At 51.2% G+C, this 24,386-nt stretch carries 24 protein-coding genes; 17 read left to right on the top strand and 7 right to left on the bottom strand.

All coding sequences use genetic code 11. The annotated features are described in order from the left end of the window. Window positions 1-33: 33 nt before the first annotated feature. The 5 genes from yoaA (at window position 34) to HZU75_RS03535 (ending at window position 6,857) form a co-directional block, all read left to right on the top strand. The gene (gene yoaA, locus HZU75_RS03555; RefSeq protein WP_180307817.1) at window positions 34-2,004 is read left to right on the top strand and encodes a DNA repair helicase YoaA; all 1,971 of its coding nucleotides are present in this window, start codon (window positions 34-36) and stop codon (window positions 2,002-2,004) included. Window positions 2,005-2,053: 49 nt separating this feature from the next. After that, window positions 2,054-3,031, top strand: coding sequence for an endolytic transglycosylase MltG (gene mltG / locus HZU75_RS03550; protein WP_180307816.1), 978 nt, complete (start codon window positions 2,054-2,056; stop codon window positions 3,029-3,031). A gap of 185 nt (window positions 3,032-3,216) precedes the next feature. Beyond that, entirely contained in the window at window positions 3,217-4,680 is a 1,464-nt protein-coding gene (locus tag HZU75_RS03545) for an alkaline phosphatase (RefSeq protein ID WP_180307815.1), read from the top strand. Window positions 4,681-4,713: 33 nt separating this feature from the next. Next, a complete protein-coding gene (locus HZU75_RS03540; RefSeq protein WP_180307814.1) occupies window positions 4,714-6,114 on the top strand; it encodes an alkaline phosphatase in 1,401 nt (466 codons plus the stop codon). A gap of 80 nt (window positions 6,115-6,194) precedes the next feature. Next, the gene (locus HZU75_RS03535) at window positions 6,195-6,857 is read left to right on the top strand and encodes a hypothetical protein (protein WP_180307813.1); all 663 of its coding nucleotides are present in this window, start codon (window positions 6,195-6,197) and stop codon (window positions 6,855-6,857) included. 68 nt (window positions 6,858-6,925) lie between these two features. Here the strand turns inward: HZU75_RS03535 and HZU75_RS03530 are convergent, their stop codons facing one another. Further along, complete coding sequence (locus HZU75_RS03530; RefSeq protein WP_180307812.1) at window positions 6,926-7,831, bottom strand: PP2C family protein-serine/threonine phosphatase; 906 nt, start codon at window positions 7,829-7,831, stop codon at window positions 6,926-6,928. Next, window positions 7,828-8,796 carry a serine/threonine protein kinase gene (locus tag HZU75_RS03525; RefSeq protein ID WP_180307811.1) on the bottom strand — a complete coding sequence of 323 codons (969 nt, stop codon included), beginning with the start codon at window positions 8,794-8,796 and terminating at the stop codon, window positions 7,828-7,830. The genes HZU75_RS03530 and HZU75_RS03525 overlap by 4 nt, the downstream gene beginning before the upstream one ends. Before the next feature lie 97 nt (window positions 8,797-8,893). On the opposite strand from HZU75_RS03525, the gene HZU75_RS03520 reads away from it, so the two are divergent. The 4 genes from HZU75_RS03520 (at window position 8,894) to HZU75_RS03505 (ending at window position 12,951) form a co-directional block, all read left to right on the top strand. Further along, window positions 8,894-9,748: a YicC/YloC family endoribonuclease gene (locus HZU75_RS03520; RefSeq protein WP_265575738.1), complete on the top strand. Its 855-nt coding sequence runs from the start codon at window positions 8,894-8,896 to the stop codon at window positions 9,746-9,748. A gap of 98 nt (window positions 9,749-9,846) precedes the next feature. After that, window positions 9,847-10,461, top strand: coding sequence for a guanylate kinase (gmk, locus tag HZU75_RS03515; protein WP_180307809.1), 615 nt, complete (start codon window positions 9,847-9,849; stop codon window positions 10,459-10,461). A gap of 88 nt (window positions 10,462-10,549) precedes the next feature. Then, complete coding sequence (gene rpoZ / locus HZU75_RS03510) at window positions 10,550-10,759, top strand: DNA-directed RNA polymerase subunit omega (RefSeq protein WP_157670290.1); 210 nt, start codon at window positions 10,550-10,552, stop codon at window positions 10,757-10,759. Continuing rightward, on the top strand, window positions 10,759-12,951 hold the full coding sequence (locus tag HZU75_RS03505) for a RelA/SpoT family protein (protein WP_228028182.1): 2,193 nt from the start codon (window positions 10,759-10,761) through the stop codon (window positions 12,949-12,951). The genes rpoZ and HZU75_RS03505 overlap by 1 nt, the downstream gene beginning before the upstream one ends. 55 nt (window positions 12,952-13,006) lie before the next feature. On the opposite strand, the gene HZU75_RS03500 is transcribed toward HZU75_RS03505, so the two are convergent. After that, window positions 13,007-15,298 carry a mechanosensitive ion channel domain-containing protein gene (locus HZU75_RS03500; protein ID WP_180307808.1) on the bottom strand — a complete coding sequence of 764 codons (2,292 nt, stop codon included), beginning with the start codon at window positions 15,296-15,298 and terminating at the stop codon, window positions 13,007-13,009. A 161-nt stretch (window positions 15,299-15,459) separates the two neighbouring features. Here HZU75_RS03500 and thiS point away from each other — a divergent pair, with 161 nt between their 5' ends. The 8 genes from thiS to HZU75_RS03460 all read left to right on the top strand — a co-directional run bounded on the left by thiS (window position 15,460) and on the right by HZU75_RS03460 (window position 21,185). Beyond that, window positions 15,460-15,663, top strand: a complete 204-nt coding sequence (gene thiS / locus HZU75_RS03495; RefSeq protein ID WP_180307807.1) for a sulfur carrier protein ThiS — start codon at window positions 15,460-15,462, stop codon at window positions 15,661-15,663. A gap of 80 nt (window positions 15,664-15,743) precedes the next feature. Continuing rightward, window positions 15,744-16,532 carry a thiazole synthase gene (locus HZU75_RS03490; protein ID WP_180307806.1) on the top strand — a complete coding sequence of 263 codons (789 nt, stop codon included), beginning with the start codon at window positions 15,744-15,746 and terminating at the stop codon, window positions 16,530-16,532. A gap of 109 nt (window positions 16,533-16,641) precedes the next feature. Beyond that, complete coding sequence (locus tag HZU75_RS03485; protein WP_180307805.1) at window positions 16,642-17,088, top strand: GNAT family N-acetyltransferase; 447 nt, start codon at window positions 16,642-16,644, stop codon at window positions 17,086-17,088. A 72-nt stretch (window positions 17,089-17,160) separates the two neighbouring features. Then, the gene (locus tag HZU75_RS03480) at window positions 17,161-17,610 is read left to right on the top strand and encodes a GNAT family N-acetyltransferase (RefSeq protein WP_180307804.1); all 450 of its coding nucleotides are present in this window, start codon (window positions 17,161-17,163) and stop codon (window positions 17,608-17,610) included. 148 nt (window positions 17,611-17,758) lie between these two features. Next, complete coding sequence (gene trmB, locus HZU75_RS03475) at window positions 17,759-18,496, top strand: tRNA (guanosine(46)-N7)-methyltransferase TrmB (RefSeq protein WP_180307803.1); 738 nt, start codon at window positions 17,759-17,761, stop codon at window positions 18,494-18,496. A 177-nt stretch (window positions 18,497-18,673) separates the two neighbouring features. Beyond that, the gene (locus HZU75_RS03470; protein WP_180307802.1) at window positions 18,674-19,252 is read left to right on the top strand and encodes an LPP20 family lipoprotein; all 579 of its coding nucleotides are present in this window, start codon (window positions 18,674-18,676) and stop codon (window positions 19,250-19,252) included. Window positions 19,253-19,266: 14 nt separating this feature from the next. After that, window positions 19,267-20,544: a flagellar assembly protein T N-terminal domain-containing protein gene (locus tag HZU75_RS03465; protein WP_180307801.1), complete on the top strand. Its 1,278-nt coding sequence runs from the start codon at window positions 19,267-19,269 to the stop codon at window positions 20,542-20,544. Next, window positions 20,541-21,185 carry a hypothetical protein gene (locus HZU75_RS03460; RefSeq protein ID WP_180307800.1) on the top strand — a complete coding sequence of 215 codons (645 nt, stop codon included), beginning with the start codon at window positions 20,541-20,543 and terminating at the stop codon, window positions 21,183-21,185. The genes HZU75_RS03465 and HZU75_RS03460 overlap by 4 nt, the downstream gene beginning before the upstream one ends. 78 nt (window positions 21,186-21,263) lie before the next feature. Here HZU75_RS03460 and HZU75_RS03455 read toward each other — a convergent pair whose 3' ends face one another. From HZU75_RS03455 to hslV, 4 genes are all read right to left on the bottom strand, one after another. Beyond that, window positions 21,264-22,001: an SPOR domain-containing protein gene (locus HZU75_RS03455; RefSeq protein ID WP_180307799.1), complete on the bottom strand. Its 738-nt coding sequence runs from the start codon at window positions 21,999-22,001 to the stop codon at window positions 21,264-21,266. Further along, complete coding sequence (locus tag HZU75_RS03450) at window positions 21,998-22,738, bottom strand: type III pantothenate kinase (protein ID WP_180307798.1); 741 nt, start codon at window positions 22,736-22,738, stop codon at window positions 21,998-22,000. Before HZU75_RS03450 ends, HZU75_RS03455 begins: the two co-directional genes overlap by 4 nt. Beyond that, a complete protein-coding gene (locus HZU75_RS03445) occupies window positions 22,735-23,700 on the bottom strand; it encodes a biotin--[acetyl-CoA-carboxylase] ligase (RefSeq protein ID WP_180307797.1) in 966 nt (321 codons plus the stop codon). The genes HZU75_RS03450 and HZU75_RS03445 overlap by 4 nt, the downstream gene beginning before the upstream one ends. Window positions 23,701-23,770: 70 nt before the next feature. Then, the gene (gene hslV, locus HZU75_RS03440) at window positions 23,771-24,346 is read right to left on the bottom strand and encodes an ATP-dependent protease subunit HslV (RefSeq protein ID WP_180307796.1); all 576 of its coding nucleotides are present in this window, start codon (window positions 24,344-24,346) and stop codon (window positions 23,771-23,773) included. Window positions 24,347-24,386 lie beyond the last annotated feature (40 nt).

Here is a 24,386-nt window from a genome sequence, read left to right as displayed (position 1 = left end):
GTTACAATGGCGAATCTAGAACGAGTGTACGTCATGACTCTTGAAGAAGCTTTTGCCAACGATGGCCCGTTTTCTGTGGCTTTCCCCGGCTATAAATTGCGCCAGCCGCAGCTGGAAATGGCGCAGGCGGTGGCCAAGGCCATTGATGAGCACGGCCAGCTGATTGCCGAGGCGGGCACGGGCACAGGTAAAACTTTTGCCTATTTAGTGCCTGCGTTGCTGTCGGGCGGTAAAACGATCGTGTCGACCGGCACCAAAACGCTGCAAGATCAGCTGTTTAACCGCGATATTCCGAGCGTGCGCGATGTCTTAAAAGTGCCGGTAACGGTGGCGCTGCTGAAAGGTCGCTCCAACTACGTTTGCCACTATCATCTGGAGCGTGCCGAGCATGAAGGGCGCTTTATGCGCCGCGAAGACGTGGTTGATTTGCAAAAGGTCAAACGCTACGCGGCCAGCACGCAATCGGGCGATAAAGCGTCTTGCCAAGGCGTGCCCGAAGATGCGCCGATCTGGTCGCACGTGACCAGCACGCGCGATAATTGCCTCGGCCAAGATTGCCCGAGCCACAAAGAATGTTTCGTCCTCAAAGCGCGGCGCGAGGCGCAGGAAGCCGACGTGGTGGTGGTCAATCACCATCTGTTTTTTGCCGATGTTTGGCTGCGTGACGAGGGGGCGGGCGAATTGCTACCGGCGTGCAATACGGTGATTTTCGACGAGGCGCACCAATTGCCGGAAGTTGCGAGCCTGTTTTTTGGCGATACGCTGACCAGCGGCCAAGTGGTTGAATTAGCGCGCGACGCGCGCGCCGAAGCTTTGGTCGTCGCCAAAGATTTTATCGAATTACCCAACGCCGCCGAGGCGTTGGAAAAAGCTGCTAAAGACGTGCGACTGGTGTTTAAAGAGCCGCTGCGCTTGCCGCAACATGAACTCAAAGAGCGCTTTGGGGGATTTTTCACTCAATTGAGCGTGATGCAGGACAAGCTCAAAACCGTGGCGCAATTGCTCGCCAAACAGGCCGAGCGCGCCGAAGGGCTGGAAAAGTGCCAGCAACGCGCGTCCGAAATGCTCACGCTGCTCGATCATTGGCTCGAAGAAGACAGCAAGGATACGGTGCACTGGATCGACGTGACGCAGCACAGCTTTCTACTGCACGTCACGCCGCTCAATATCGCCGATTTATTCCAGAAACAAATCAATATGAATCCACGGGCGTGGATTTTTGCCTCGGCCACGCTGGCGGTGAATAATCAATTTACCCATTTTCAGCACGAATTAGGACTGTGGAAAGCCGAAACGGCCACGTGGGATAGCCCCTTCGATTACAAGCAACAAGCGGTACTGTATGTGCCGCAAGACATGCCCAGCCCTAATACACCAGGCTATACCCAGGCTGTGGTCGAAAAAGCCTGGCCGTTGTTGCAGTCCACCCAAGGCCATGCTTTCTTGCTGTTTACCAGCCTAAAAGCCATGTGCGAAGCGCACGAGCTGGTGCTGGAGAAATTGAAAGACGCCAATCTTGATTGGCCGGTGTTTTTGCAAGGCACGACATCGCGCACTGAATTACTTGATCAATTTCGCCGCGCACCGAACGCGATTTTGGTCGCTAGCCAGACGTTTTGGGAAGGCATCGACGTACGCGGGGAACAATTATCCTTGGTCGTGATCGATAAGTTGCCGTTCTCGCCACCGGATGATCCGGTGTTGTCGGCGCGGATGGAGCAAATCACCAAAGCTGGGCGTAGCCCGTTTATGGATTATCAACTGCCGAACGCGACGATCACGCTCAAGCAGGGCGCGGGGCGGTTGATTCGTGATGAAACCGATATTGGGATCTTGATGATTGCGGATACCCGGCTGGTTGAGAAACAATACGGCAAAATGATCTGGCGTAGCCTGCCGCCGATGTTTCGATCACGCGAGCTGGCGAATGTGCAAAAATTTTATGCAGTGAAACAAGCTGAAAAAATGCAGCAAGGTATAGAACATAGTGGCGACGAAGCGTAATACAAAAACAACGAAAACTAGTAAAGCCGCCCCATCGGTCTGGGGCCGTATGCTTGGTTTTGCAGTTTTGATTTTGGCTATGGGGATTGGGCTTGGGGCGGCTTGGTTTTATAGCTGGTCCACCGAACCTCAACCCAAACCCGCCGCGGGAGCTGTCGTGCTACAGCCCGGCTCGGTGCAGAGTTTGGCCAATCAATTGAAAGAGCAGGGCGCGATCGATTCGGCACCGTTGTTTACTTGGTTGGCACGCGTCAGCGGTAAAGACACTCAATTGAAAGCTGGGCGTTATCGTATTACTGCCGATATTTCTCCGTGGCTGTTATTGCGCAAACTGGCCAAAGGCGATACGGACGAGCTGATGGTGACGATTGTCGAGGGCTGGAACTGGCGCGATGTGCGTAAGGCTTTGAATGCCCATCCGCAACTCAAGCACGATAGCGCCAAGCTTAGCGATGCCGAAATTTTGGCGCAGTTGGGTATCACGGCCAGCTCGCCTGAGGGGCTGTTTTTCCCTGAAACCTATCAGATCGAGGCGGGTAGCTCGGATCTGAAACTTTTGGCGCGCGCCAATCGATTGTTGCAAAAAAAGCTGGATGAAACGTGGGCACAGCGCAAAGAAGGCTTACCGCTGAAAGACCCGTATGAAGTATTAATTTTGGCTTCGCTGGTCGAAAAAGAAACAGGGCGTGCCAGTGATCGCCCAATGGTTGCTGGGGTATTTATTAATCGGCTCAAGCTTGGGATGCGCTTGCAAACAGATCCTGCGGTGATTTATGGTGTGGGTGAGGCGTTTACCGGCGACATTACCAAAGCGCATCTAAAAACCGACACCCCGTATAACACCTATACTCGCAATGGCCTGACGCCAACGCCAATTGCCATGGTGGGGGAGGCCGCGCTGCGCGCAGCGGTGCAACCTGCAGATACCTCCGCCCTGTATTTTGTCGCAAGAGGTGATGGGTCTAGCCAATTTTCTAATACCCTAGATGAGCATAATGCGGCGGTGCGGAAATACCTATCAAAATGAATATCATGCGATCACAGATCGCGTTCATTTGCAGGTGCGGACTGTGGTTGGTTAGGTGTTTTCCCTAGCATCTCTTAAGTGCTTGTTTTTCTGGTTGAATTAAAAGTTTCCTCATAATGTAATTGGCATGACTTCGTTTTGTCATGTTGCCTCCCTATGCTGCGCTCACCTTTAGGGAGGTTCCAATGAAAAAACTACTTTTATGTTCAGCTGTCTCTTTAGCTCTGACCGCATGTGGCGGTGGTGGCTCTGGGGCGACACAAACTTCGACTTCAACATCGACGTCTACCAATACCACAACTTCAACGGCTGCTGCACCGAAGAATATTCTGTTCTTCTTGGGTGACGGTATGGGCCTGACCACCATGACGGCGGCGCGGATTTACTCGGTCGGTGAAGACGGCGAATTGACGATGGATCAATTGCCAGAAACCGCATTCGTTAAAACCTATTCTAACGATGCTCAAGTTACTGATTCAGCGCCATCCATGGCGGCGTACATGACTGGCGTGAAGATGAATAATGAAGTCATCTCAATGACGCCAGAAACGGTAGCGAAAGATCCAACCAAAGACTTAACTAGCAACTGTGGCAGCAATAATGGCAAGCCTGTAACAACCATGTTGGAGCTGGCCAAAGCTGCTGGTCTGGCGACAGGTGTGGTGACCACGACGCGCGTAACGCATGCAACCCCAGCAGCGACCTATGCTCACGTATGTCACCGTGATGCAGAAAATACCATTGCTGCGCAATTGGTACCTGCTGGTGACGGCATGGGTTACAACGACAAGCTGATTGATGGTGTCGATGTGGTCTTCGGCGGTGGTAGCCAATTCTTCAAACCGACTAGCGCGGGTGGTAAACGCACAGACGGCCGTGATCTGATTGCAGAAATGAAGGGCAATGATTACAGCTTCGCGAGTAATAAAGCTGAATTCGATAAGCTAGACCCAAAAACAGCTAAGAAAATGTTTGGTTTATTTAGCTCTAGCCACATGAGCTATGACTTGGATCGTGATCCAAGCAAAGAGCCAAGCTTGGCTGAAATGGCGGTAAAAGCGATTCAAGGCCTGCAAAAAAATAGTAAAGGGATGTTCTTGATGGTAGAAGGCGGGCGTATCGATCACGCCTTGCATGAAACCACCGCGAAGAAAGCCCTGCAGGACGCTGTAGCCTTCGATAATGCGATCAAAGCTGCAATTGCAGAAGTGAAGAAAACCGATCCTGAGCTGAAAAATACTCTGATCGTAGTGACTGCTGACCATGATCACACCTTGGTGCTGAACGGCTACGCGGCTCGTACAGGCAAATCATCCAGCGCAAACCCTGGCGTATTGGGCCTGCTACGTAACTACACCGATGGCTCAATCGCTAAAGATAGCGATGGCATGCCGTATACGATTATCGGATTCGGTAATGGTGAAAATCGCGCCAATGGTGATCGTAAATCCTTCGCGGCACTGACTGATGCAGCTGTATTTGCTAATACCTACCACCAAGAAGCGGTGATTCAAGTGGGCGCCGGTAGTGAAACGCACGGTGGTACCAACGTGTTCTTGGGTGCCATGGGCAAAAATGCAGACTCGTTTGCTGGTGTAATCGACAACACCAAAGTCTTTTCGCTGATTCGCGCTGCGGTTGGCCTGTAAGCGCTGCGATTAATTGGAATTTTGGGAAAAATCATGAAAAAAACTTTAATTGCTGCCGTTATGGTGTCTGCCTTTGCGTCAGTTGCGACTCCTGCGCTTGCCGCTGGTGAAGCGAAAAATGTTATCTTCTTCCTCGGTGATGGTATGGGCCCGACCACTGTTACCGCTGCACGTATCTACAAATACAAGGAAGAAGGCGAGTTGAATATGGAAAAGCTGGACGGTAAAACCCGTACAGCTCGCGTAAAAACCTATTCAAACGATGCACAAACGACCGACTCAGCGCCTTCAATGGCGGCCTACATGACCGGCGTGAAAATGAATAACGAAGTGTTGTCGATGTCATCGGATACCAAGGCGATCAAGCCTACTGGCGCGGATAGCAATTGCCCAGCTACGGGTAATGGTCAGCCGGTTGATACCATTCTTGAATTGGCCAAAGCAAAAGGTAAAGCGGTTGGTTCTATTACCACCACGAGCGTAACTCACGCTACACCAGCCGCAACTTATGCGCATATTTGCCATCGTGATGCAGAGAACACGATTGCAGCGCAAGCGGCTGTTGGCGGTGTTGGTTATAACACCAAGCTCGGTGATGGTCTGGATGTATTGATGGGTGGTGGTTTGAATTTCTTCAAGCCAACTGCGGCTGGCGGCAAACGGACAGATGGCCGTGATTTGGTCGCAGAAATGAAGGCCAAGGGTTACACCTTTGCTGCAACTGGCACTGAGCTGGCGGCGATTGATGGCAAAAACACCAACAAATTGTTGGGGCTCTTCAATAAAAGCCATCTGGAATATGAGCTAGATCGCACAAAGAAAAACATCAACGAGCCAAGTTTGTCAGCGATGACGCTCAAAGCGATTGATGTATTGGGCAAAAAACCGGAAGGTTTCTTCCTGATGGTGGAAGGTGGCCGTATTGACCATGCTTTGCACGGCACCAATGCTAAACGCGTGCTGGAAGACGCGATTGCGTTTGATAACGCAATCAAAGCTGCTTTGGATGAAATGCAAAAACGCGATCCAGGCCTGAAAAATACCTTGATCGTTGTGACTGCTGACCATGATCACACCATGACTTTCAATGGTTACGGTAAGCGTGGCAGCAACATCCTCGGTACCGTGAAGGACTACAAAACTGGCGCTGAGTTAAAAGACGTGTATGGCAACAATTACACCACGCTGGTGTTTGGTAATGGCCCGAACCGTAAACCGGTACGTACCAACCTGATCGAGGGTAGCGCAGACGCAACGCAGGTCTTGCATGATGATTATCTACAAGAAACCGGTGTTAAGTTATCCAGCGAGACGCATGGTGGCGGTGACGTGATGTTGTTTGCTACCGGCGCTGGTGCTGCGTCGAAAACCTTCAAAGGTACGATCGACAATACCAAAGTATTTACCTTAATGAAGAGTGCATTTGGCTTCTAATTTTGGTGAATTAGTTAGATCAACCCTACCTGCGTAAGCGGGTAGGGTTTTGTTATAAAGCGAATGATATGAAACGATGTATGCAATGGCTTGCTCCGCTACTGTTTTCCGTGGCGAGCGTAAATGCCTTAGCCGCTGTGCAGTCTGCAGTAATGACCTTTGAAAGCAAGGTTTTGACTTCTGAAGGGGTAGAAAAGCAAACCAAATTTCAAGAGCGTTTTATTCGGGATGATAAAACGGTCTGGACGGTGCGTATGTTGCCGGTCGGTACACCCGCGCATACACACCAGCCTGGCGATCACCAACATAAGCACGACACCAATTTTGTGCTGGCCGCCAAGTGGATTAGTTTGAATGCCAAAGGGCAGCCTAGTCTGCGTTTTGTCCGGGCGGAAAATAAAACCATTATTTCTCCGCGCGATAGTGAATATGGCTCATTGGGCTTTGATGGCTCATGGGAGCACGCCGCGTATTTGCTAGACCGTAGTGCGCTGAAAAAAATGAATGTACTCAATAAGCCCGCACCCACTGGGAGCAAATGGTACGAGCGCACGAATGCTACCCAATACACTCGCGTATTGTGGGATGAAAAATTGCAATTACCGCGCCTGATTGAAACGGGCTCTCTAGATGGCTTAGCCTGGAATAAAATTAGTATCGAGCCACGCCCCGCGCCAAGTACCTTGCCGTGGAATGAATTGAAGGGGTATACCAATAAAGCCTATGAGGATCTTCTTGACTAGGTCTATACCCCATGTGAAAAATAAAAAACCAGCGCTAGGCTGGTTTTTTATTGCCCGATAAAACGGGGTTATTTAGAGTATTTATTGATTGCTGCTTGAATTTCAGCAATGGCTTTTTCGATATCTTCATCACTGATATTGGGGGTTGAATTAGCCCCAAGCGGGTCGATGTGGGTGCTGATGGTATTTTGGTCTAACTTCACTGTTGAGACAAAGCTCGGGTCTTCACTGAGATCACCATCGTGCCAATTGATGGCCAGCGCCGTTAGATTGTCACCAAATTTACCGCCCCGTAGCTCGGCTTTGTCCAGTAATTGCGGTACGGCAAACATCACAGGGAAGGAGCTCAGGAAATGAGTGATTTCATCATCGGCCAAAGAGCCCCATAAACCATCGGTGCACAGCATAATACAATCGCCATCATGCAAAGCAACTCTGCCACCAATATCAATATCGGGCATCAGCGTGCCGCCCAAGCAATTGTAGATCTTGTTTTTTTCCGCGTGATTCAGGGCTTGATCAGCGGTAATGACACCCGATTCAACCAGTTTTTGGACTTTTGAGTGATCACGTGTTTGGGCGATAGTATAGCCATCGCGGATTAGATAAAGCCGCGAATCGCCAACGTGTGCCCAATAAGCCATATCGTCCTGAATAATGCAGGCCACGACCGTGGTGCGGGGGATTTCTAGCAAATGCTGGGCGATGGCGTAGTTATAAATGGCTTCATGGCAATTGAGCAGTGCATCGGCCAGAAATTGCGCTGGGCTAGCAATAATTGGCGCGGCTTTTTTTTGGAACTGGTCACTCAGTAGTTCGACGGTGATTTGTGCTGCTACCTCGCCATGCAAGTGCCCCCCCATCCCATCAGCGATCACCAGCAATAAAGCATCTCTGCTGTACGAATATCCTACGCGATCTTGATTGTATTCGCGGCCACCCTTGCGACTATCTTGAAAAACGGTAAATTTCATTCTTCACCTTTGCGTTTCGGGCGAGTGATATCTTGCCATTTGCGTTTAATCGAGTTGAGCAAATTGGATTTCTTATTCGGTGGCGAGCCGGTTTCGAGCAGCGCTTTTTGAATTTGCAACACGCTTTGCGGGCGTTGGGTGGGGTCGACCGAAATGCATTGATGAATCAGATTAAGTAACTCTGGCGAGTAGCGATCGCCGTACAGTAGCTCAAGGCGCTGTACTTTATCTTCTTTTTCCCGTGCATCTGACGCCTGTGGTGCCGTGCCAGCAATACAAGCAAACATCGAAGCGCCCACGCCATAAATATCGGTCCAAGGGCCTAGCTGATCTTTGCGGCGATATTGCTCTGGCGCGGCAAAGCCGGGGGTGTACATCGGCGTTAGACGGGAATGCTCGGTAGTCAGGGTTTGGCGTGCTGAGCCAAAATCCAGCAATACCGGAGAGCCATCCTTGCGGATATAAATATTGGCAGGCTTAATGTCTAAGTGCAGCAGCTTATTCAGATGCACCTCACGCAAGCCATTGAGCAGGTTGTAAAACACGCTGCGGATCAGCTTTTCATCGACACCTTCGCGCTCATGATTGAGCTGAATTTCTTTTTGCAAGGTGCGGCCACGCTCATATTCCATCACCATGTAAACGGTTTCATTGGCGCGAAAAAAATTGAGTACGCGGACAATATTCGGGTGCTGGATGCGCGCTAGCGTTTTGCCTTCTTCAAAAAAGCACTTCAAGCCGTGACGGAAAAGGGCGATGTTTTCGTCGCTTGTCGCTTGTACCGCGACACCTTCTTTGCGCAAAGCCAGAGAATTGGGGAGATATTCCTTGATGGCGACCGGATAGTCGTTTTCATCATGCGCCAAATAGACAATACTGAACCCGCCGGCTGAGAGTAGCTTGGCAATCGTATAGTTTTGTAATTGAAAACCGCGTGAAAGCGGTTGATTGCTAGGGGTGGCCATGCGTGGCTTTCGTTATAATCAGGTTATCAGTGAATTGTGTGTCGCGACTTGCCAATTGTAAAGCGGCTTCTTACAAAGGATTTTTATGATTTATAGCATGACCGGCTACGCTAGTAGTCAACGCGAATTATCCCATGGTGTTTTGGCGGTGGAGTTGCGTGCCGTCAATCATCGGTTTTTAGATCTAAGTCTGCGTTTACCAGAGGAATTTCGTGCGCTTGAAGGGGCTATTCGTGAAAAGCTTACCGGTTGCCTTAATCGTGGCAAATTAGAGTGCCGTGTTAATTTCAACGCAAAAGAAGGTTCCGCGAGCCAGTTGCGCCTAAACAACGCTTTGGTGGCTGAATTGCTGCGCCTTGCAGACCAAGTCAAGGAGCATCAAGCTACCGCAGGGGATTTGCGGATGGGTGAGTTGTTACGCTGGCCCGGAGTGATTGAGTCGGATGCGTTGCCGAGTGAAGTATTGCAAAGTACCGCTCTGGAAATTCTGGATTTGGCACTAGATGACTTTTTAGCTTCCCGAGCTCGCGAAGGTGAAAAGCTGGCAGTGATTCTGCTCGCTCGTGCTGATGAAATGGAACAGGTGCTAGCCGAAATTAAGCCACGCCTGCCGCAAATTATTGAAGAATACGAAAGCAAACTTAAGCAGCGTTTTATTGATGCAATCGGCACAGCGGATGATGATCGCATCCGTCAAGAATTGGTGCTGTTTGCCCAGAAAGTCGATGTGCAAGAAGAAGTTGATCGTCTGCACACACATATTGCCGAATTGCGTCGCATCGTAAAAACGGGTGGCAATGCGGGTAAACGTCTTGATTTTCTAATGCAGGAACTTAATCGAGAAGCCAATACGTTTGGCTCAAAATCGGTTTCTGTCGATACCACTAAAGTGGCCATGGCGCTGAAAGTACTCATCGAGCAAATGCGTGAGCAAATTCAGAACATCGAGTAAATACCAAATCGAGTGGCATGGTTAAAATGGAACTGGTTTTCTGTTCTGGCTGTGTTCACTTATACTGAAGCCAATTTTTGAATATGGGAGCCAAGAGCATGGCCAAGGGTAATTTATTTGTCGTGACGGCCCCTTCGGGCGCTGGCAAAACCACGTTGGTGGCGGCCTTGTTGGCTGCGGATGCCAATGTACAGCTATCGATTTCCTACACTACCCGCCAACCACGTGCGGGTGAGGTGAACGGCAAGGATTATCACTTTGTTGAGCGTGCCGAATTTGAGCGCATGATCAATGCGGGTGAATTGCTGGAACACGCTGAAGTCTATGGCAACTATTACGGGACTTCACAAGTTTGGATCAATGAAGTGATTCAGAATGGCCGTGATATTTTGCTGGAAATCGATTGGCAAGGTGCACAGCAGGTACGTCGCCTCTTTCCTGAAGCGATTGGCTTGTTTGTATTGCCGCCCTCGCTGGAAACGCTGGAAAGCCGTTTGCGCAATCGCGGTAAAGATAGCGAAGAAGTCATTGCCAAGCGCATGGCTGTGGCGCGTGAGGAATGCAGTCATGTTGATGAGTTTGACTACGTGATTGTGAATGAGCATATCGATGATGCGGTACGCGATATTGTGGCCGTGGTTCGTGCTCAGCGCTTGACGCTGGCGGGCCAATCACTGCGCCATACGGCATTGATTTCAAGCCTGAAAGGCTAAAATCATCGACATGATGTTATAATCTGCGGTTTGGTCGGCTGGTCGTACCCGCTGGCGCGCCTGCATTGAGTATTTCGGAGAATAAATTATGGCCCGTATCACGGTTGAAGATTGTCTGGATCGTATTCCAAACCGTTTCGATTTGACTTTGGCTGCGGCCTACCGCGCTCGCCAGCTCGAAAATGGCTCATCACCACAAGTAGATAATAATGGTCGTGACAAACCTACCGTATTGGCGTTGCGTGAAATGGCTGCGGGTTTAGTTGGTGTTGAAATTCTGACTCGTAATCGTGGCTAATGATGACAGTAGACTCGGTACTCACCGTCGAGGACGTGCCTGCCTTGCAGGCTGCGCCTGAAGTGATTGAGGAAGCCAACCGTTTCCTTACCGAGCACACTGCCTATCTAAAAACAGAAGACCGCCAGATGTTACGGGCGGCTTTTTTGTTTGCAGAAAACGCGCATCGTGGCCAGATGCGTCGTTCGGGTGAGCCATACATTTCTCATCCACTCGCCGTGGCGACGATTCTGACGCAGTGGAAACTCGATGCGCAGGCCTTAGCCGGTGCTTTGCTGCACGATGTGATGGAAGACAGCGGTGTTACCAAGCTGGAGCTGACCGAGAAATACGGCAAAGCCGTGGCCGAGCTGGTCGATGGCATGAGCAAGATCGACAAGCTCGAGTTTCAAAGCAAAGAAGAAGCGCAGGCAGAAAACTTTCGCAAAATGCTACTGGCAATGGCGCGTGATTTGCGCGTGATGCTGATTAAGCTGGCCGATCGGCTGCACAATATGCGCACCATGGACGCAATGCGCGCCGATAAGCAAAAACGCATCGCCCGTGAAACCATGGAAATCTACGCGCCGATTGCCAATCGTATCGGCCTAAATGCGGTCTACCAAGAGCTCGATGATTTAGCGTTTAAATACCTGCACCCACGTCGCCACCATGTTTTATCCAAAGCGCTGAAAGCCGCGCGCGGTAATCGCCGTGAAGTGGTGCAAAAAATCCTCGACTCGATCAATGCTAAGCTCGCCGCACATCAGATTGAGGCGCAAGTATCGGGGCGTGAGAAAAATCTATTTTCGATTTATCGCAAAATGGTCGAAAAGCACCTGAGCTTTTCGGAAGTGCTCGATATTTATGCGTTTCGCGTGATTGTGAAAGACAACCCGCATTGCTATTTAACGCTGGGCGCATTGCACGCGCTGTTTAAGCCGATACCGGGCAAATTTAAAGATTACATTGCCATTGCGAAAAGCAATGGCTACCAAAGCCTGCACACCACTTTGTTTGGCCCCTACGGCACGCCGATCGAGGTGCAAATTCGCACGCCCGAAATGCATCGCATTGCCGATGCGGGCGTGGCGAGCCACTGGATGTATAAAAGTGGTGACGAAGGCTATTCGGATGTGCAGCAAAAAACCCATCAATGGCTGCAATCGCTGCTCGAATTACAGGTTGAATCGGGCGATGCGGTTGAGTTTCTTGAGCACCTGAAAGTCGATTTATTCCCCGATCAGGTCTATGTATTTACGCCTAAGGGCAAGATTCTCAGTCTGCCCAATGGCGCGACTTGCGTCGATTTTGCTTACGCGGTGCACACCGATGTTGGCCATGGCTGTATTGCGGCGAAGGTTAATCACGAGTTGGTACCGCTGCGCACCAAGCTCAAAAATGGTGACCACATCGAAGTCGTGATGGCGGCGCATGCGCGGCCTAATCCGAGTTGGCTGGCCTTTGTGACTACCGGCAAGGCGCGCTCACAAATTCGCCATTTCTTAAAAACCATGCGTTTTGATGAGTCGGTGCATTTGGGCGAGCGCTTGCTCAATCAAGCCTTCTCAGCGCTGCACCAGCCACTGCATGTGAATGACGAGATCTGGGAAAAATACCTGCGCGAAAGCGGTGAAAAATCACGCGAAGCGGTACTGGCCGATGTTGGTTTAGGGCAAAAATTAGGCGTGGTCGTGGCCAAGCGCCTGTTGCAATTGGCCGGTACTTGGTCGGAAGAAGGGCGGCAAGGCAAAAAACCGATGTCGGTGTCGATTCGTGGCACTGAAGGCATGGCAATCCAGTTTGCCCGTTGCTGTAACCCAATACCCGGGGACCCTATCCTTGGCTTTGTAAAGAAAGATCAAGGCTTGGTGGTGCATACCCATGATTGCCCACAAGTATCCAAAGGCCGCATTGATGCCGAGAAGCTGATCGATGTGGATTGGGACCCGGAAGTTGCACGGTTGTTTGATGTGCCAATCAAAATCCTGGCCGAGAACGAGCGTGGCACGCTGGCTGCACTGGCGGCAGCGGTGGCTGATGCCGATGCCAATATTGCAGCCGTTTCGATGGGGGATGCCGTTGAGTCGCATGAGCGCTATCTCAGCGTGCAATTTACCTTGCAAGTTCACAATCGGATTCATCTGGCTAAAGTTCTGAAACGACTGCGCGCATTGCCAACGGTGTATCGTTTACAACGCGTTCGCGCCTAGTATTGCTCGCTAGGCTTTGATCTATCAGCCCCAGCAGGTAATACCTGCTGGGGTTTTATTTTTGCAAATTGGTGGAACGCTGAATCTGTAATTGCAGCGGTTGTGCAAGATCGACATGTACATCCCGCTGTGGAAAGGCGATCACAATCTCGTGCTTGCGCAGCGTCGCTTCAATCATAAAACGTAAATCGCTGGCCACCTGCCTGCCAATCGTGCCTGTCGCCACATCAATCCAGTAATACACCCCAAACATCAGTGCATCGGCACCAAAATCCTCTAGCAGTATTTCACATTGTGGTTCAGGACAAATCTGCCCGTGGCGCCCAACTTCCTCGGCTAGAAGTTTGGCTACGGTACGCACATCGCTGCCGTAGGCAACGCCCACTTTCACGTTTTGCCGGATCAAGCTACTGCTGTAAGTCCAATTGGTGACGTTTTGCTCCAGAAAAGTGCTGTTTGGCACCAAGGTTTCAATGCCATTTACATCCCGAATCACTGCGGCGCGTACGCTCATATCCACCACGGTGCCGCGCAGATTGCCTACTTCAACGGTATCGCCGGGTTTGAACGGGCGCTCCAGAATCATCATCAGTCCGCTGATCAAGTTTTTGAGCAGGGTTTGCATACCAAAGCCCAAGCCAATGGCGATGGCGCCACCTAAAAAGGCAAAGACAGTGAGCGGAATGCGCACCAGCATTAGTGAATTAATCAGCAAAATAATAAACGCAACGGCCAATAGCCAGCGCTTGCCGATGCGCACACTAATTTCAGGCTGTTTGAAGCGGTTAATTAAGCTTCGTTCCAGCCAATTGGCCATTTTGACGGTAATAAAAAATCCGATGGTAATCAGTAAAATGGCATACACCACTTTGCTAATGGTAACGCCACGGGCAATCTGAATGGTTTGGCCATCCACCTGCAGGCTATCGGCTACGCTAAATAGCTCATATTGCCAAACGGACACAATGGTATTTTGCAGGCGCTCTTTCCATAATTCGGCGCGCATTTGTACCGTTTTATCCGCAGTCTGGGTATTAAACTGTTCGCTCCAGCGGTTAATGAGTAGCCGCAGTCGGGATAATTCGGCCGCTGCATTGCTAAATGCCTCGGCGCGGTCCAGCCACAATTGACGTTCTACTTGCGTATATTCATCTTTACCTTCCAGCAGGGATGCTTCCATTTGGGCCACAACTATGGCCTGCGCAATTTCGTCCTCAATGCTGTTTAAGTGTGCGTCCCATTTAACCGTGCTGCGATGGAATTCAGTTAAATCAACATTCTCTTTTTTCTGGCTCAGGCTGTAGTGCATTTGCCAAAAGGCACTTTCCAAGGTGTAGCTATTCATTAAATCGAGCAGCACCCCAATCCGCAGTGAGTTGTTGTCCAGTCGCAGCAAGGCGATCCGTTCTTGTTTGCTAATTTGCGCTAGTTTTTGCTCGACGAGCTCATCAGGATGGCTGGTAGTGGTTTTCTTCGTGTTGTGTTCTTTATCGTCGACTAATGCGCTACGCTGTTTGGCTAGCTCATCAAGTTGATTGAGCCATTGATGTTTGGCTTCGCTTAAATTACTAATTTGCTGGCTAATCGCGCGCCGTTGCCCGTCGATTCGCGCTTGTACCTGTTGCAGCTCTTCGCTGCTAAAGCTGGGCTGCTTGGGAATATCTTTCATGGCCACCGTCAGCGATTCCTGTCGCTCACGGCTATTTTGCAACTGCGCACGCGTATAGTTTTGTCGCTCCTCCATGGCTTGCAGCATCGAAGTGCGTACATCCAGTTGCAGTTGCGCCAGCTTCACTTCTTCTAGCGCCGCGGCCCGTTTTTCCGGTTTGCTTTTTTCTAAGGCTTCGCTTTTGCGGCGCAAATCAACTTGGCTAGCCTCAAAGTTTTCGCGTAACTCGGTTAGTTGTTCTTCCTGAGTTTTCAAAATGGCGCTTAGATTATTCACTTCCAATCGATTGGCTTGCAGTAATTTGCGCTGGTTGTTAATCGAGAGCACGCTGCTGGCGATGACTTCCACTGGTGGTAGATGCTTCGCCAAGCCTTCTTGCGATTGTTGTCCGGTGAGCGCGGCCAGATGCTGGCGCAGTGCCGTTACCTGTATTTCAAGTAATAATTTGCGGGTAAAGTCGGTTTTGCTGGCATTGCTGTTGGCGGTATTGAGCTGTTCGAGCTGGGTTTGTGCTTGCGCTAATTTTTGTTGTACGCGCTCGCTTTTTTCTTCCAGGGAGTTGGCTGCAGTGCTGCTAACGGTGGCTGGCGCACTATCGGCTGGAAGGCCGGGAATTGAAATCGCCAAACTACTACGGCAGAGCAAGACCAAAAACAGCGCAAGCAAGCGATGTGGCATAGACAGTTCCTAGTGCTGCCTGGTCGGCAGATCAATATGCAAATGGATTACGATTTTACTGTGTCTAATCAAGGTGACGATTGCGTCGCATGATACACTGCAAGCCTTGCGATTGAGTCAGTTTTGCGAGTCAGTATCTTAATTAAAATAGGTTAAAAACCATGATCCAGATTTCTATTAATGGCGCGGCGCGTGAGTTTGCCGAGCCACTGAGCGTGGCGCAGTTAATTGTCGAGCTAGAGCTTACAGGTAAGCGAATTGCGATTGAACGCAATGGCGAGATTGTGCCGAAAAGTGAACACGCCAGCACCCAGTTAGTCGATGGCGATGTGCTGGAAATGGTCGTGGCAGTCGGCGGTGGTTAATGGGTATGTCCTGTAAGGCTATATTTGATAAGCTTTGCAATAAAATACCTAGCTAATTGATTCCAACAGGGGCAACAATAATGAATGATACTTTTCAAATTGCAGGCAAAACTTATCAATCACGGCTGATTGTTGGGACGGGTAAATACAAAGATTTCGCCCAAACTCGCGCAGCGGTGGATGAATCGGGCGCGGAGATTGTCACCGTGGCGATTCGCCGCGTTAATATTGGGCAAGATGCCTCGCAACCCTCGTTGCTGGATGCGTTGCCGCCGTCGCAATACACCTATCTGCCAAACACCGCCGGCTGCTACAACGCCGAAGATGCGGTGCGCACTTTGCGCCTCGCCCGCGAATTACTCGACGGTCATAAATTGGTGAAACTCGAAGTGCTCGGCGACCCGAATACGCTGTACCCGAATGTACGAGAAACACTGAAAGCCGCTGAAACGCTGGTTAAAGACGGCTTTGATGTGATGGTGTATACCTCGGATGACCCGATTATTGCTAAAGAATTGGAGCAAATCGGCTGCTGCGCAATTATGCCATTGGCCTCGCTGATTGGTTCGGGCATGGGGATTTTGAACCCATGGAATCTGCGCCTGATTATTGATTCGGCCAATGTGCCGGTGCTGATCGATGCGGGAGTAGGTACGGCATCGGATGCAGCGGTGGCGATGGAATTGGGTTGCGATGGCATCTTGATGAACACCGCAATTGCTGGTGCGCAAGATCCAATCCGCATGGCGCGCGCGATGAAATTGGCGGTGCAAGCCGGTCGCGACGCTTTCCTTGCCGGTCGTGTACCACGCAAACTGTACAGCGCTGATCCATCAAGCCCAACGTCGGGTCTGATTGCTGCCAAATAGGATCATTTAAAAACACAGTGTTTTTAAATGGCGCTAAATAGGGTATTGCTCCGCAGAATAGATTCAAATTATTCTGCAGGCCAATACCCTTTTATTTGGATGTCATTCAATGAACATTTTTCGCTACGCCACACTCGATGATCTGGATTTAATCGCACCGCTATTTGCGGCGTATCGCGTGTTTTATGAGCAGGCGCATGATTTGCCTGCGGCACGACGTTTTATTGGTGAGCGACTCAGTTTGCGTGAATCGGTGATTTTGCTGGCGCAAAGCGAATCGGGTGAGGCCTTGGGCTTTATCCAGCTGTATCCGATTTTTAGCTCGATTGCCGCCGAGCGCATTTGGCTGTTGTCGGATTTATATGTGAGTGATGTCGTACGCGGGCAGGGCATTGCGCGTGAGTTAATGCAAAAAGCCACCCAACATGCGCGCGATAGCGGCGCAGCGTGGCTGGAACTGTCGACCGCGCATACCAATACCAAAGCGCAAGCCTTGTATGAATCGCTTGGCTATCAACTCGATACCGTATATCGCTATTATTCCTTAGCTGTTTAGTGCTATCTAGACTGGGGTATCTTTTACCTTCCCAAGTTTGATATGGCTTTTGTCGATATACCCGGAGTTACTATGGTTCACGTTCGCTATGCCACGCTCGATGATTTGGCCACGGTGGTGCCTTTGTTTCAGGCCTATCGTGCCCACTTTGGTAAACCCAGCGATCCTGCGGCCGAGTATCAGTTTGTCCGCGAGCGCATGCTGTTACGCCAATCGGTGATTCTATTGGCTGAAACCGAGACGGGCCACGCGTTGGGGTTTAGCCAACTTTACCCAATGTTCGGATCACTCAACATGGTCAATTCGCTCTTGCTCAACGATCTATTTGTTGCTGAAACTGCACGTGGCATGGGCGTTGGGCGCGCTTTGTTGTGCAAGGCGCAACAACATGCCAAAGCCGTCGGGGCAGTACGCTTGAATTTGTTTACCGGCGTAGATAACCAACAGGCGCAAACTTTGTATGAAGCGTGTGGATTTCAGCGCGATACCGCGCATTATGGGTATTACCTGCCTTTAAGCTAGGCGATTATCACTTTGCGCCAAGATCTGCTTGGGCAATTGCACCGAATGTTTTACCATAGCGCCATTGTAATTGACGCCGCCTGAAGGTAATAGCAAGCCGTAATCGCTTTGCTAAGTCTTTGGCGGCGTTGCTGTTTTAGGAAAGAAGATGGAAAACGAAAACATTGCGTCTGCTGAGCCCGTGGCTGAAGATTCCACCGCAGAAAACCCGCATCGCCGCTCGATTCGCAGCTTCGTGTTGCGGCAGGGGCATTTATCCACTGGTCAAGCTCGCGCTTTGGAAGAATTCGGCCCGAAGTTTTGTATCGATTACACGCCCGCCGCACTAGATTTGGATGCCGCCTTCGGCCGTCAAGCGCCGCGCGTATTGGAAATCGGTTTTGGTATGGGCCAAGCCACAGCGCAAATCGCCGCTGCTCGCCCTGAAACGGACTTTTTGGGCGTTGAAGTGCACACGCCGGGCGTGGGTAGTTTGCTCAAATTGATCGGCGAGCAATCGCTGACCAATCTTCGTATCGTGCAACACGATGCGGTCGAAGTGCTGGAGCACATGCTAACGCCCGATTCACTCGACGGCGCGCATATTTTCTTTCCTGATCCATGGCACAAAAAGCGTCACAACAAGCGTCGTTTGATTAAACCGGAGTTCGTCAAACAACTGGTTTCGCGTATTAAAACTGGCGGCTATTTGCATTTAGCGACTGATTGGGAAGACTACGCGATCCAGATGCTTGAAGTGCTGAGCGCCGAGCCGACACTGCAAAATACGGCAAGCAGCGATACTGGCTACGCTGAACGCCCAGATTATCGTCCACTGACCAAGTTTGAAAACCGCGGCATCAAGCTAGGCCACGGGGTATGGGATCTGGTGTTTAAAAAGATTTAAGCTTTCGCGTCTTGCAGGCAAAAATAAGCTGCAGAAAAGCGCAGTGCTGCCGATATAAGTAAACCGAGCCATCTCCAAAGTTTGCCATTAAGAATGGAATGCGGCGGAATGGCTGGCTTTTTGTCTAGCGCTGGCTAGAGTAGAAAAAAGCATAATTTATATCGTTAGGAGAGCATCATGCCTCATACGTTGACGCTGCATTCACTAGTTAAATTCACACTGGCAAGCGCCATTATTTTGAGCTTGGGCGCTTGTGCTAGCTCAAGCCATACTCCTACCGTCAGTCAGAATGACGGCTACAACACTCCTCCCGTGGTGTTACCGAGCAAAATTAGTGCCGTAGGTTATGGCGCGATGCCAACGATGGATGGCCTGTCGCCATCTCAGCGTCGCTTATTGGCCATGCGCGCGGCGAAGCTCGATGCCTATCGCTCGTTGGCCGAAACGGTAGCGGGTGTCAAAATTACTGGTAATAGTACCGTGTCGGCGATGGCACTCAATAATGACGGTTTCCGTGCTTATGTTGAGGCCTATTTGCGTGGAGCCCGCGTGGTGACGGTCACCCCATTGCCCGATGGCGCATTTGAGACCACACTAGAGCTAACTTTGGGCGGTGAGTTTTATCGTGCGGCCCAGATGTCTAGCTCAAATGGTGTTAGTGAAGCGGCCCCCGCTGCTCCTGCACCAATGAAAGCTGTTCCTCAACCGGTCTCGATGCAAGTCGAGCCTAGCCAGAACTTTTATCTCGCACTGTGATATTACGCCGCCTAATGTTGCTTGCATTTGGTTTGATGGGCTGCGCCGCCGCACTGGCGGTACAGCATGAAGGAATTGCGCCGCTTGGCTCGGAGGGCATTGAAGTTGCTCGTCGAGCAGCTGTAGCCGATGCGCTGGAAAACGCCGCTCTGTTTAATGGTGCGAGCGTCAAAACCAGCACACAGACCAGTGGACAAAAATGGGGTGAATCCAGTCAAATTCGTGGCACCCCCGCTGGCGAATACCGCATTGTGCGCGAGTGGCAGAGCAATGGTTTTTTGCATGTAGTGGTGGATGTTGAGCCTGTGCCAGCGGTGGCGCAAAGCGGAGCAGGGCCTGCCAGCCTGACAGGGGCAAATTCGCGTCCGGCCACGCGTTGTGCTGGTGCTGACTATAAGCGCAAAGTGTTGGTATCGCATTTTTGGATACAGCGCCCGGCACAAATGGCCGATCTGGATCGTTTTCCGGAAGGGCTGCAGCTAGAGATGGTGCGCAAGTTTTATGATAGCGGGGCGTTTATTGCGCAGCGCGCGCCTTCGGAAGCCGTATTTGATTTGCAACCGCAATATATCGATCCAATTTTGCAACCGGAGCGCGTGCGCGAAATGGCGCGGCGGTATGCGGTGCAGTTTGTGGTTGGGGCGATTGTGCGTGATTTATCCACCAGTGGTGAACGCTATGCAACTACACACGGCAATGATATTCGCGCAGGGGAACGCAAGCTGGAGTTGAATGTGCCCCTAGTCAATTTCACCCAGTATGGCGTGAAAGCCACGCCGTCTGCTCGGCGCTTTGAGTATGAGTTATTTGTATTTGATGGGGTATCGGGGGCGCTGATTAATCGCCATCGTTTAGCGGGCAAAGCCGATGGCGTGGTGCTGCAAGATTCCGCCGCCAGTATGGGTACTGAAGGGTTTAAAGAAACAGATTTTGGTCGTTTGGTCGAAGCCAAGTTGCAAGAAGGGGCTGGCTTGGTGCAACAAGATATTGCGTGTATTCCTTTTTCTGCGCGGATTACCCGGGTGGAAAAAAATCGGGTGTATTTTGATGCGGGCGGCACATCACGTATTGGTGTGGGCGATACCCTGCAGGTGTATCGAATTACCCCGAATGCTTTGCCGGTGGCGGCTGCTAGTTTTGATTCCACAATGAGCTTGGGTCTGCCCGAAGAAATTGTGGGTAGTTTAAATGTCACGCAGGTGCAGCCATTGTTTGCCGTGGGCTTAATCTCGGGCGCTAATGTTCAGGCTGGCGATTATGTGCGATTTGTCGGTCAGGAGGGAAAAAAATGAAATCTTGGACTGCTATGTTGTTAATGTTGCCAGCCGCAATTTCGTTTGCCAACGAGCCGGCGCACTCCACCGAGGCTAAGCCAGCCGAAAAACCAGCAGGCAACTCGACGGCTCATACCCCCATTAAAAATGCTCCGCCCACTCAGGTGGATAATCTAAAACCGGCCAAAGAAGGTAAAGCTAAAGCCGAAAGCGCTGGTGGGCATGAGGCGGCCGCTGCACCTGCCGCGCCAACTGAGCCTCCCGTGGTACGTTATGTGCCGCCTAAATACTCTTCATCTTCAGTCCCGGTGGTGCGCACCGTAGTACCTTCGAAAGCCCCGCGCGCCGCAAATAGTGCGCATGGCAGTCGCAGTGCTTCGCATACCAAAAAATCACACAGTAGTAGTGAGAAAGTGGCCGATATGTCAGTCACCCCCGGGATAGTTCGTGTAATGCCAAGCACGAGTTTGCCGGCTGGCAAAGTGCTGCCGCAGGGCAAAATGAATGCTGATTCTGGCACTGCAGCCGGTATGGCAAGTAATAAGCCACGTTTAACCTGGGGGGAAACGACGATTGTGAAGCCGGTTGCAGCGCCAGCGCCCGAGATTTACATTGTGCGAGATCCCGAACTGCGTTGGCAGCAATACAGTTATCCATAACCCCTGCGTGGTGTTGCTCAAAAATAAAGCCCGCTTCAATTGCGGGCTTTATTTTTGCACTACAGCTTGGCAAACCATTTAACGAGCGCAGGCTAGATCGCGTAACACCGAGCCTTTAAATTGCAAGCTTAGTTTATTAAGTTTTTCCAGTTGTTGATCGCTAACATTTTTGGCATTAAAGCTGGCTTGTTTGAGCGTGTCGTCACGATCGCGCACCACCGCCGAGCGAACCCCTTTGGCTTGCAGCTCAGCCAGATGGCGCTCGCCTGCTTCACGGGTACTAAAGATGCCTAATGAGATTGCATTTTGCCAACGGCCGCCATTGTTTACGACGAAATAGTCGGTCACGCCCATCTCCGCCAGTTGAGCGGCCTTGGCTTTGGCCGCTTCCAAACTGTCGAGCGGTGGCATGTAGACCCACACTTTGCTCGATTCGCCACTACTGGTTTCAGTCGCACTGATACCCAGCGTGCGCAGTTTTTCCCGTGCGGCATCAATTTGCTCCCCAGTGATCCCCGTCCAGCGCACGCAATGACCTGCAACTTTGACCGTTGCGCTTGGCGTTGGGCTGGCTTTCGGTGCTGAGGTCATGGCTGGCGAGCTGCTGGGAGGCGCACTGCTAGCTACTGGCTCAGGGCTTGCCTCTGCAGCTGTGGTGGGTTCAGGGCTGGCTCCTAATTTACCAGTGACTACTTTGACTGCAGATGCATTTTTTTCTCGGCTCTGAAGCTCGACTTTCATTGGCGCGGCATCCAGTTTAAACCAGCCAAACACCAGTAAATTGGCGATCAGCAGTAAAGCAAAAATCAGTTTCATTGCGTAAAGGCTCCCTCTGCAGCGCAATGCAAAGCGTACAATCCATCAAGCACCAGATTATCTACTGTCTGCGCCGGCACGTTAAGTTGTGCTTGAATCTGGGCGGCATCACCACCAAATAAAATAATACGCTCTATAGGTATACCTTCAAATGCAGCTATTTGATTGGCTTGTGAAATGATACCTGTTATAGCCCTGAGGCAGCCTGTCTCTATTGCATCGTGCGTATTGCTGGGGAAGGCTTGGTATTGACCTTGGGCTAGTGGTAGTTTGGCAGTTGCCTGCTGTAACGAGGCTTTCATTAGCCCCAGCCCAGGGCTAATGGTGCCACCCAAAAAATGGCCATCACGGCTTAGGGTATCAACTACTAAGGCCGTGCCCGCGGAGACAATCAATAGGTTTTGCGTCGGAAAATGATGCTTCGCGCCCAAGACGGCAGCCCAACGATCGCAACCTTGTTGGCTTAATGGCCAATAGTGGTTGGTCACTCCTAAGGCATGGTGACTGACTTGTAATCGCTGTATCGGCATTTGCCAATGTGCTTGGCATAGGGCACAAATGGCGGCAAAGCGATCTTCGTCGCCAACGACGCAAGCTAGAATCGCCGCTGGCTTCGCGATTGCAGCGCAGGCTTGGTCAAAGCTGGCCAGATCGGCGGCGCTGTGAACCGCACCCATACCCAATCGCCATTTCAAGCGGGTGTTACCCAGATCGAGTAGTAAGGCTTGCTGCATCATGCGCGCCTTAAGCTAACATCGCCAGTGTGAATAAGAATTTCCCCGGAAGGGGTATTAAGCCGCAGCGCCCCATCTGCCGCGAGCCCTAGCAATACCCCATTTTGTGTACTGCCATCGGGTGAAATGACACTCACCGACTGCTGCTGCCATACATTCAAAGCTTCCCATTGCGGAAGTAGGGGGGCAAAACCGGATTGTGCAAATTGCATCAGCCCTGCTTCTAGATTGCTTAGTAATCGGCCTAGTAATTCATTGCGTTGGTAGCGCAAGCCAGCAGCTTGCAAACTAGCAGCACTTTGGTCTAATTCACTCTGCCAATGGCTGGGAAATGCAATATTGAGCCCGATCCCGATCACGACTTGTGCGGGGCCGAGTGCATCGCCTTGCATTTCGATCAGGATGCCGCCGACTTTAGCAAAGTCAGTGCCTTGCTGTATCAGCAGATCATTAGGCCATTTCAAGCCGATTGTGCTAACGCCAGCCGCTTGTAAAGTTTGTGCGACTAAGGTGCCCACGGCCAGCGATAAGCCTGCCAGTTGGGCTGGGCCACCATTAAATTGCCAAGCGACCGAGAACATTAGGCCGCCACCTAGTGCAGCAAGCCAGCGCCGACCTAGGCGGCCACGGCCTCCGGTTTGCCATTCGCTGGCCAGCACCTGCCCATGGTGTGGGGTTTTGAGTAATTGTCGGTTAGTTGATTCAAGGGTATCGACTATAGAGATAGACAACACGCTGTCGCTAGGTAAATACTGGGTAATAGTATGTGCATCTAGCCAGTCGATTGGTTCACTCAGTCGGTAGCCAACACCACTGCGACGCTCAAGCAGCAAGCCAAATTGCTCTGCTTGCGCCAGTGCATTGGAAACGCTGGCGCGCGAAATCCCCAAACGTTCGGCAATCGCGGTACCCGAGGTGAAGTGTTGCGCATCAAGTTCGCGCAAAAGGCGGATTGGATCAGTCATGCCGACATTTTACGAGAAATGTCGCAGCAACGGGGAAGTGGCCGCGCCAATCGGCGCGCGCCGTCACTTTTTATACCGCTTCGCTTTGATCCGTGAGCTGCGCTGGTGCCGCCCCCATGCTTTCTACAATGTGATTTTGATTGGTGTAAATGCATAGATCACCCGCGATTTCGAGGGCTTTTTTCACGCAGACTTCGGGGGGAAGGTCGGTGTTTTCCAGTAAAGCGCGGGCAGCCGCTTGCGCGTAGGCGCCACCAGATCCTATCGCAGCAATCCCACCTTCCGGCTCTAGTACATCGCCATTGCCCGTAATGACGAGCGTGGCAGTGGGGTCGGCGACAATCAGCATGGCTTCCAGTTTGCGTAGCATGCGATCAGTGCGCCAATCTTTCGCCATTTCTACCGCCGCGCGGGTCAGGTGGCCCTGATGCTTTTCTAGCTTAGCCTCAAAGCGTTCGAATAGCGTAAAAGCATCCGCTGTCCCGCCTGCAAAACCGACGATCACCTGATCGCGATACAATTTGCGCACTTTGCGGGCGGTGCCTTTGATTACAATATTGCCTAGCGTCACTTGGCCATCGCCGCCGACGGCAACATGATTGCCGCGCCGAACTGAGACGATGGTGGTGCCATCAAATTGCTGCATAGATATTCCCCGCTCGTAAAAATAATCAGTGATGTCCTAT

Source organism: Chitinibacter fontanus (assembly GCF_013423785.1).
Lineage (GTDB): Bacteria > Pseudomonadota > Gammaproteobacteria > Burkholderiales > Chitinibacteraceae > Chitinibacter > Chitinibacter fontanus.
This window is presented reverse-complemented; position numbering and strand designations above follow the sequence as displayed.

Coding starts and splice junctions, on each gene's coding strand:
- HZU75_RS03505 (WP_228028182.1), top strand. CDS start 10,759: ATGATGACAGTAGACTCGGTACTCACCGTCGAGGACGTGCCTGCCTTG.
- yoaA (WP_180307817.1), top strand. CDS start 34: ATGACTCTTGAAGAAGCTTTTGCCAACGATGGCCCGTTTTCTGTGGCT.
- HZU75_RS03470 (WP_180307802.1), top strand. CDS start 18,674: ATGCCTCATACGTTGACGCTGCATTCACTAGTTAAATTCACACTGGCA.
- HZU75_RS03545 (WP_180307815.1), top strand. CDS start 3,217: ATGAAAAAACTACTTTTATGTTCAGCTGTCTCTTTAGCTCTGACCGCA.
- HZU75_RS03535 (WP_180307813.1), top strand. CDS start 6,195: ATGCAATGGCTTGCTCCGCTACTGTTTTCCGTGGCGAGCGTAAATGCC.
- HZU75_RS03445 (WP_180307797.1), bottom strand. CDS start 23,700: ATGACTGATCCAATCCGCCTTTTGCGCGAACTTGATGCGCAACACTTC.
- mltG (WP_180307816.1), top strand. CDS start 2,054: ATGCTTGGTTTTGCAGTTTTGATTTTGGCTATGGGGATTGGGCTTGGG.
- gmk (WP_180307809.1), top strand. CDS start 9,847: ATGGCCAAGGGTAATTTATTTGTCGTGACGGCCCCTTCGGGCGCTGGC.
- hslV (WP_180307796.1), bottom strand. CDS start 24,346: ATGCAGCAATTTGATGGCACCACCATCGTCTCAGTTCGGCGCGGCAAT.
- rpoZ (WP_157670290.1), top strand. CDS start 10,550: ATGGCCCGTATCACGGTTGAAGATTGTCTGGATCGTATTCCAAACCGT.
- HZU75_RS03485 (WP_180307805.1), top strand. CDS start 16,642: ATGAACATTTTTCGCTACGCCACACTCGATGATCTGGATTTAATCGCA.
- HZU75_RS03500 (WP_180307808.1), bottom strand. CDS start 15,298: ATGCCACATCGCTTGCTTGCGCTGTTTTTGGTCTTGCTCTGCCGTAGT.
- thiS (WP_180307807.1), top strand. CDS start 15,460: ATGATCCAGATTTCTATTAATGGCGCGGCGCGTGAGTTTGCCGAGCCA.
- HZU75_RS03490 (WP_180307806.1), top strand. CDS start 15,744: ATGAATGATACTTTTCAAATTGCAGGCAAAACTTATCAATCACGGCTG.
- HZU75_RS03450 (WP_180307798.1), bottom strand. CDS start 22,738: ATGATGCAGCAAGCCTTACTACTCGATCTGGGTAACACCCGCTTGAAA.
- HZU75_RS03455 (WP_180307799.1), bottom strand. CDS start 22,001: ATGAAACTGATTTTTGCTTTACTGCTGATCGCCAATTTACTGGTGTTT.
- HZU75_RS03465 (WP_180307801.1), top strand. CDS start 19,267: ATGTTGCTTGCATTTGGTTTGATGGGCTGCGCCGCCGCACTGGCGGTA.
- HZU75_RS03480 (WP_180307804.1), top strand. CDS start 17,161: ATGGTTCACGTTCGCTATGCCACGCTCGATGATTTGGCCACGGTGGTG.
- trmB (WP_180307803.1), top strand. CDS start 17,759: ATGGAAAACGAAAACATTGCGTCTGCTGAGCCCGTGGCTGAAGATTCC.
- HZU75_RS03525 (WP_180307811.1), bottom strand. CDS start 8,796: ATGGCCACCCCTAGCAATCAACCGCTTTCACGCGGTTTTCAATTACAA.
- HZU75_RS03460 (WP_180307800.1), top strand. CDS start 20,541: ATGAAATCTTGGACTGCTATGTTGTTAATGTTGCCAGCCGCAATTTCG.
- HZU75_RS03520 (WP_265575738.1), top strand. CDS start 8,894: ATGACCGGCTACGCTAGTAGTCAACGCGAATTATCCCATGGTGTTTTG.
- HZU75_RS03540 (WP_180307814.1), top strand. CDS start 4,714: ATGAAAAAAACTTTAATTGCTGCCGTTATGGTGTCTGCCTTTGCGTCA.
- HZU75_RS03530 (WP_180307812.1), bottom strand. CDS start 7,831: ATGAAATTTACCGTTTTTCAAGATAGTCGCAAGGGTGGCCGCGAATAC.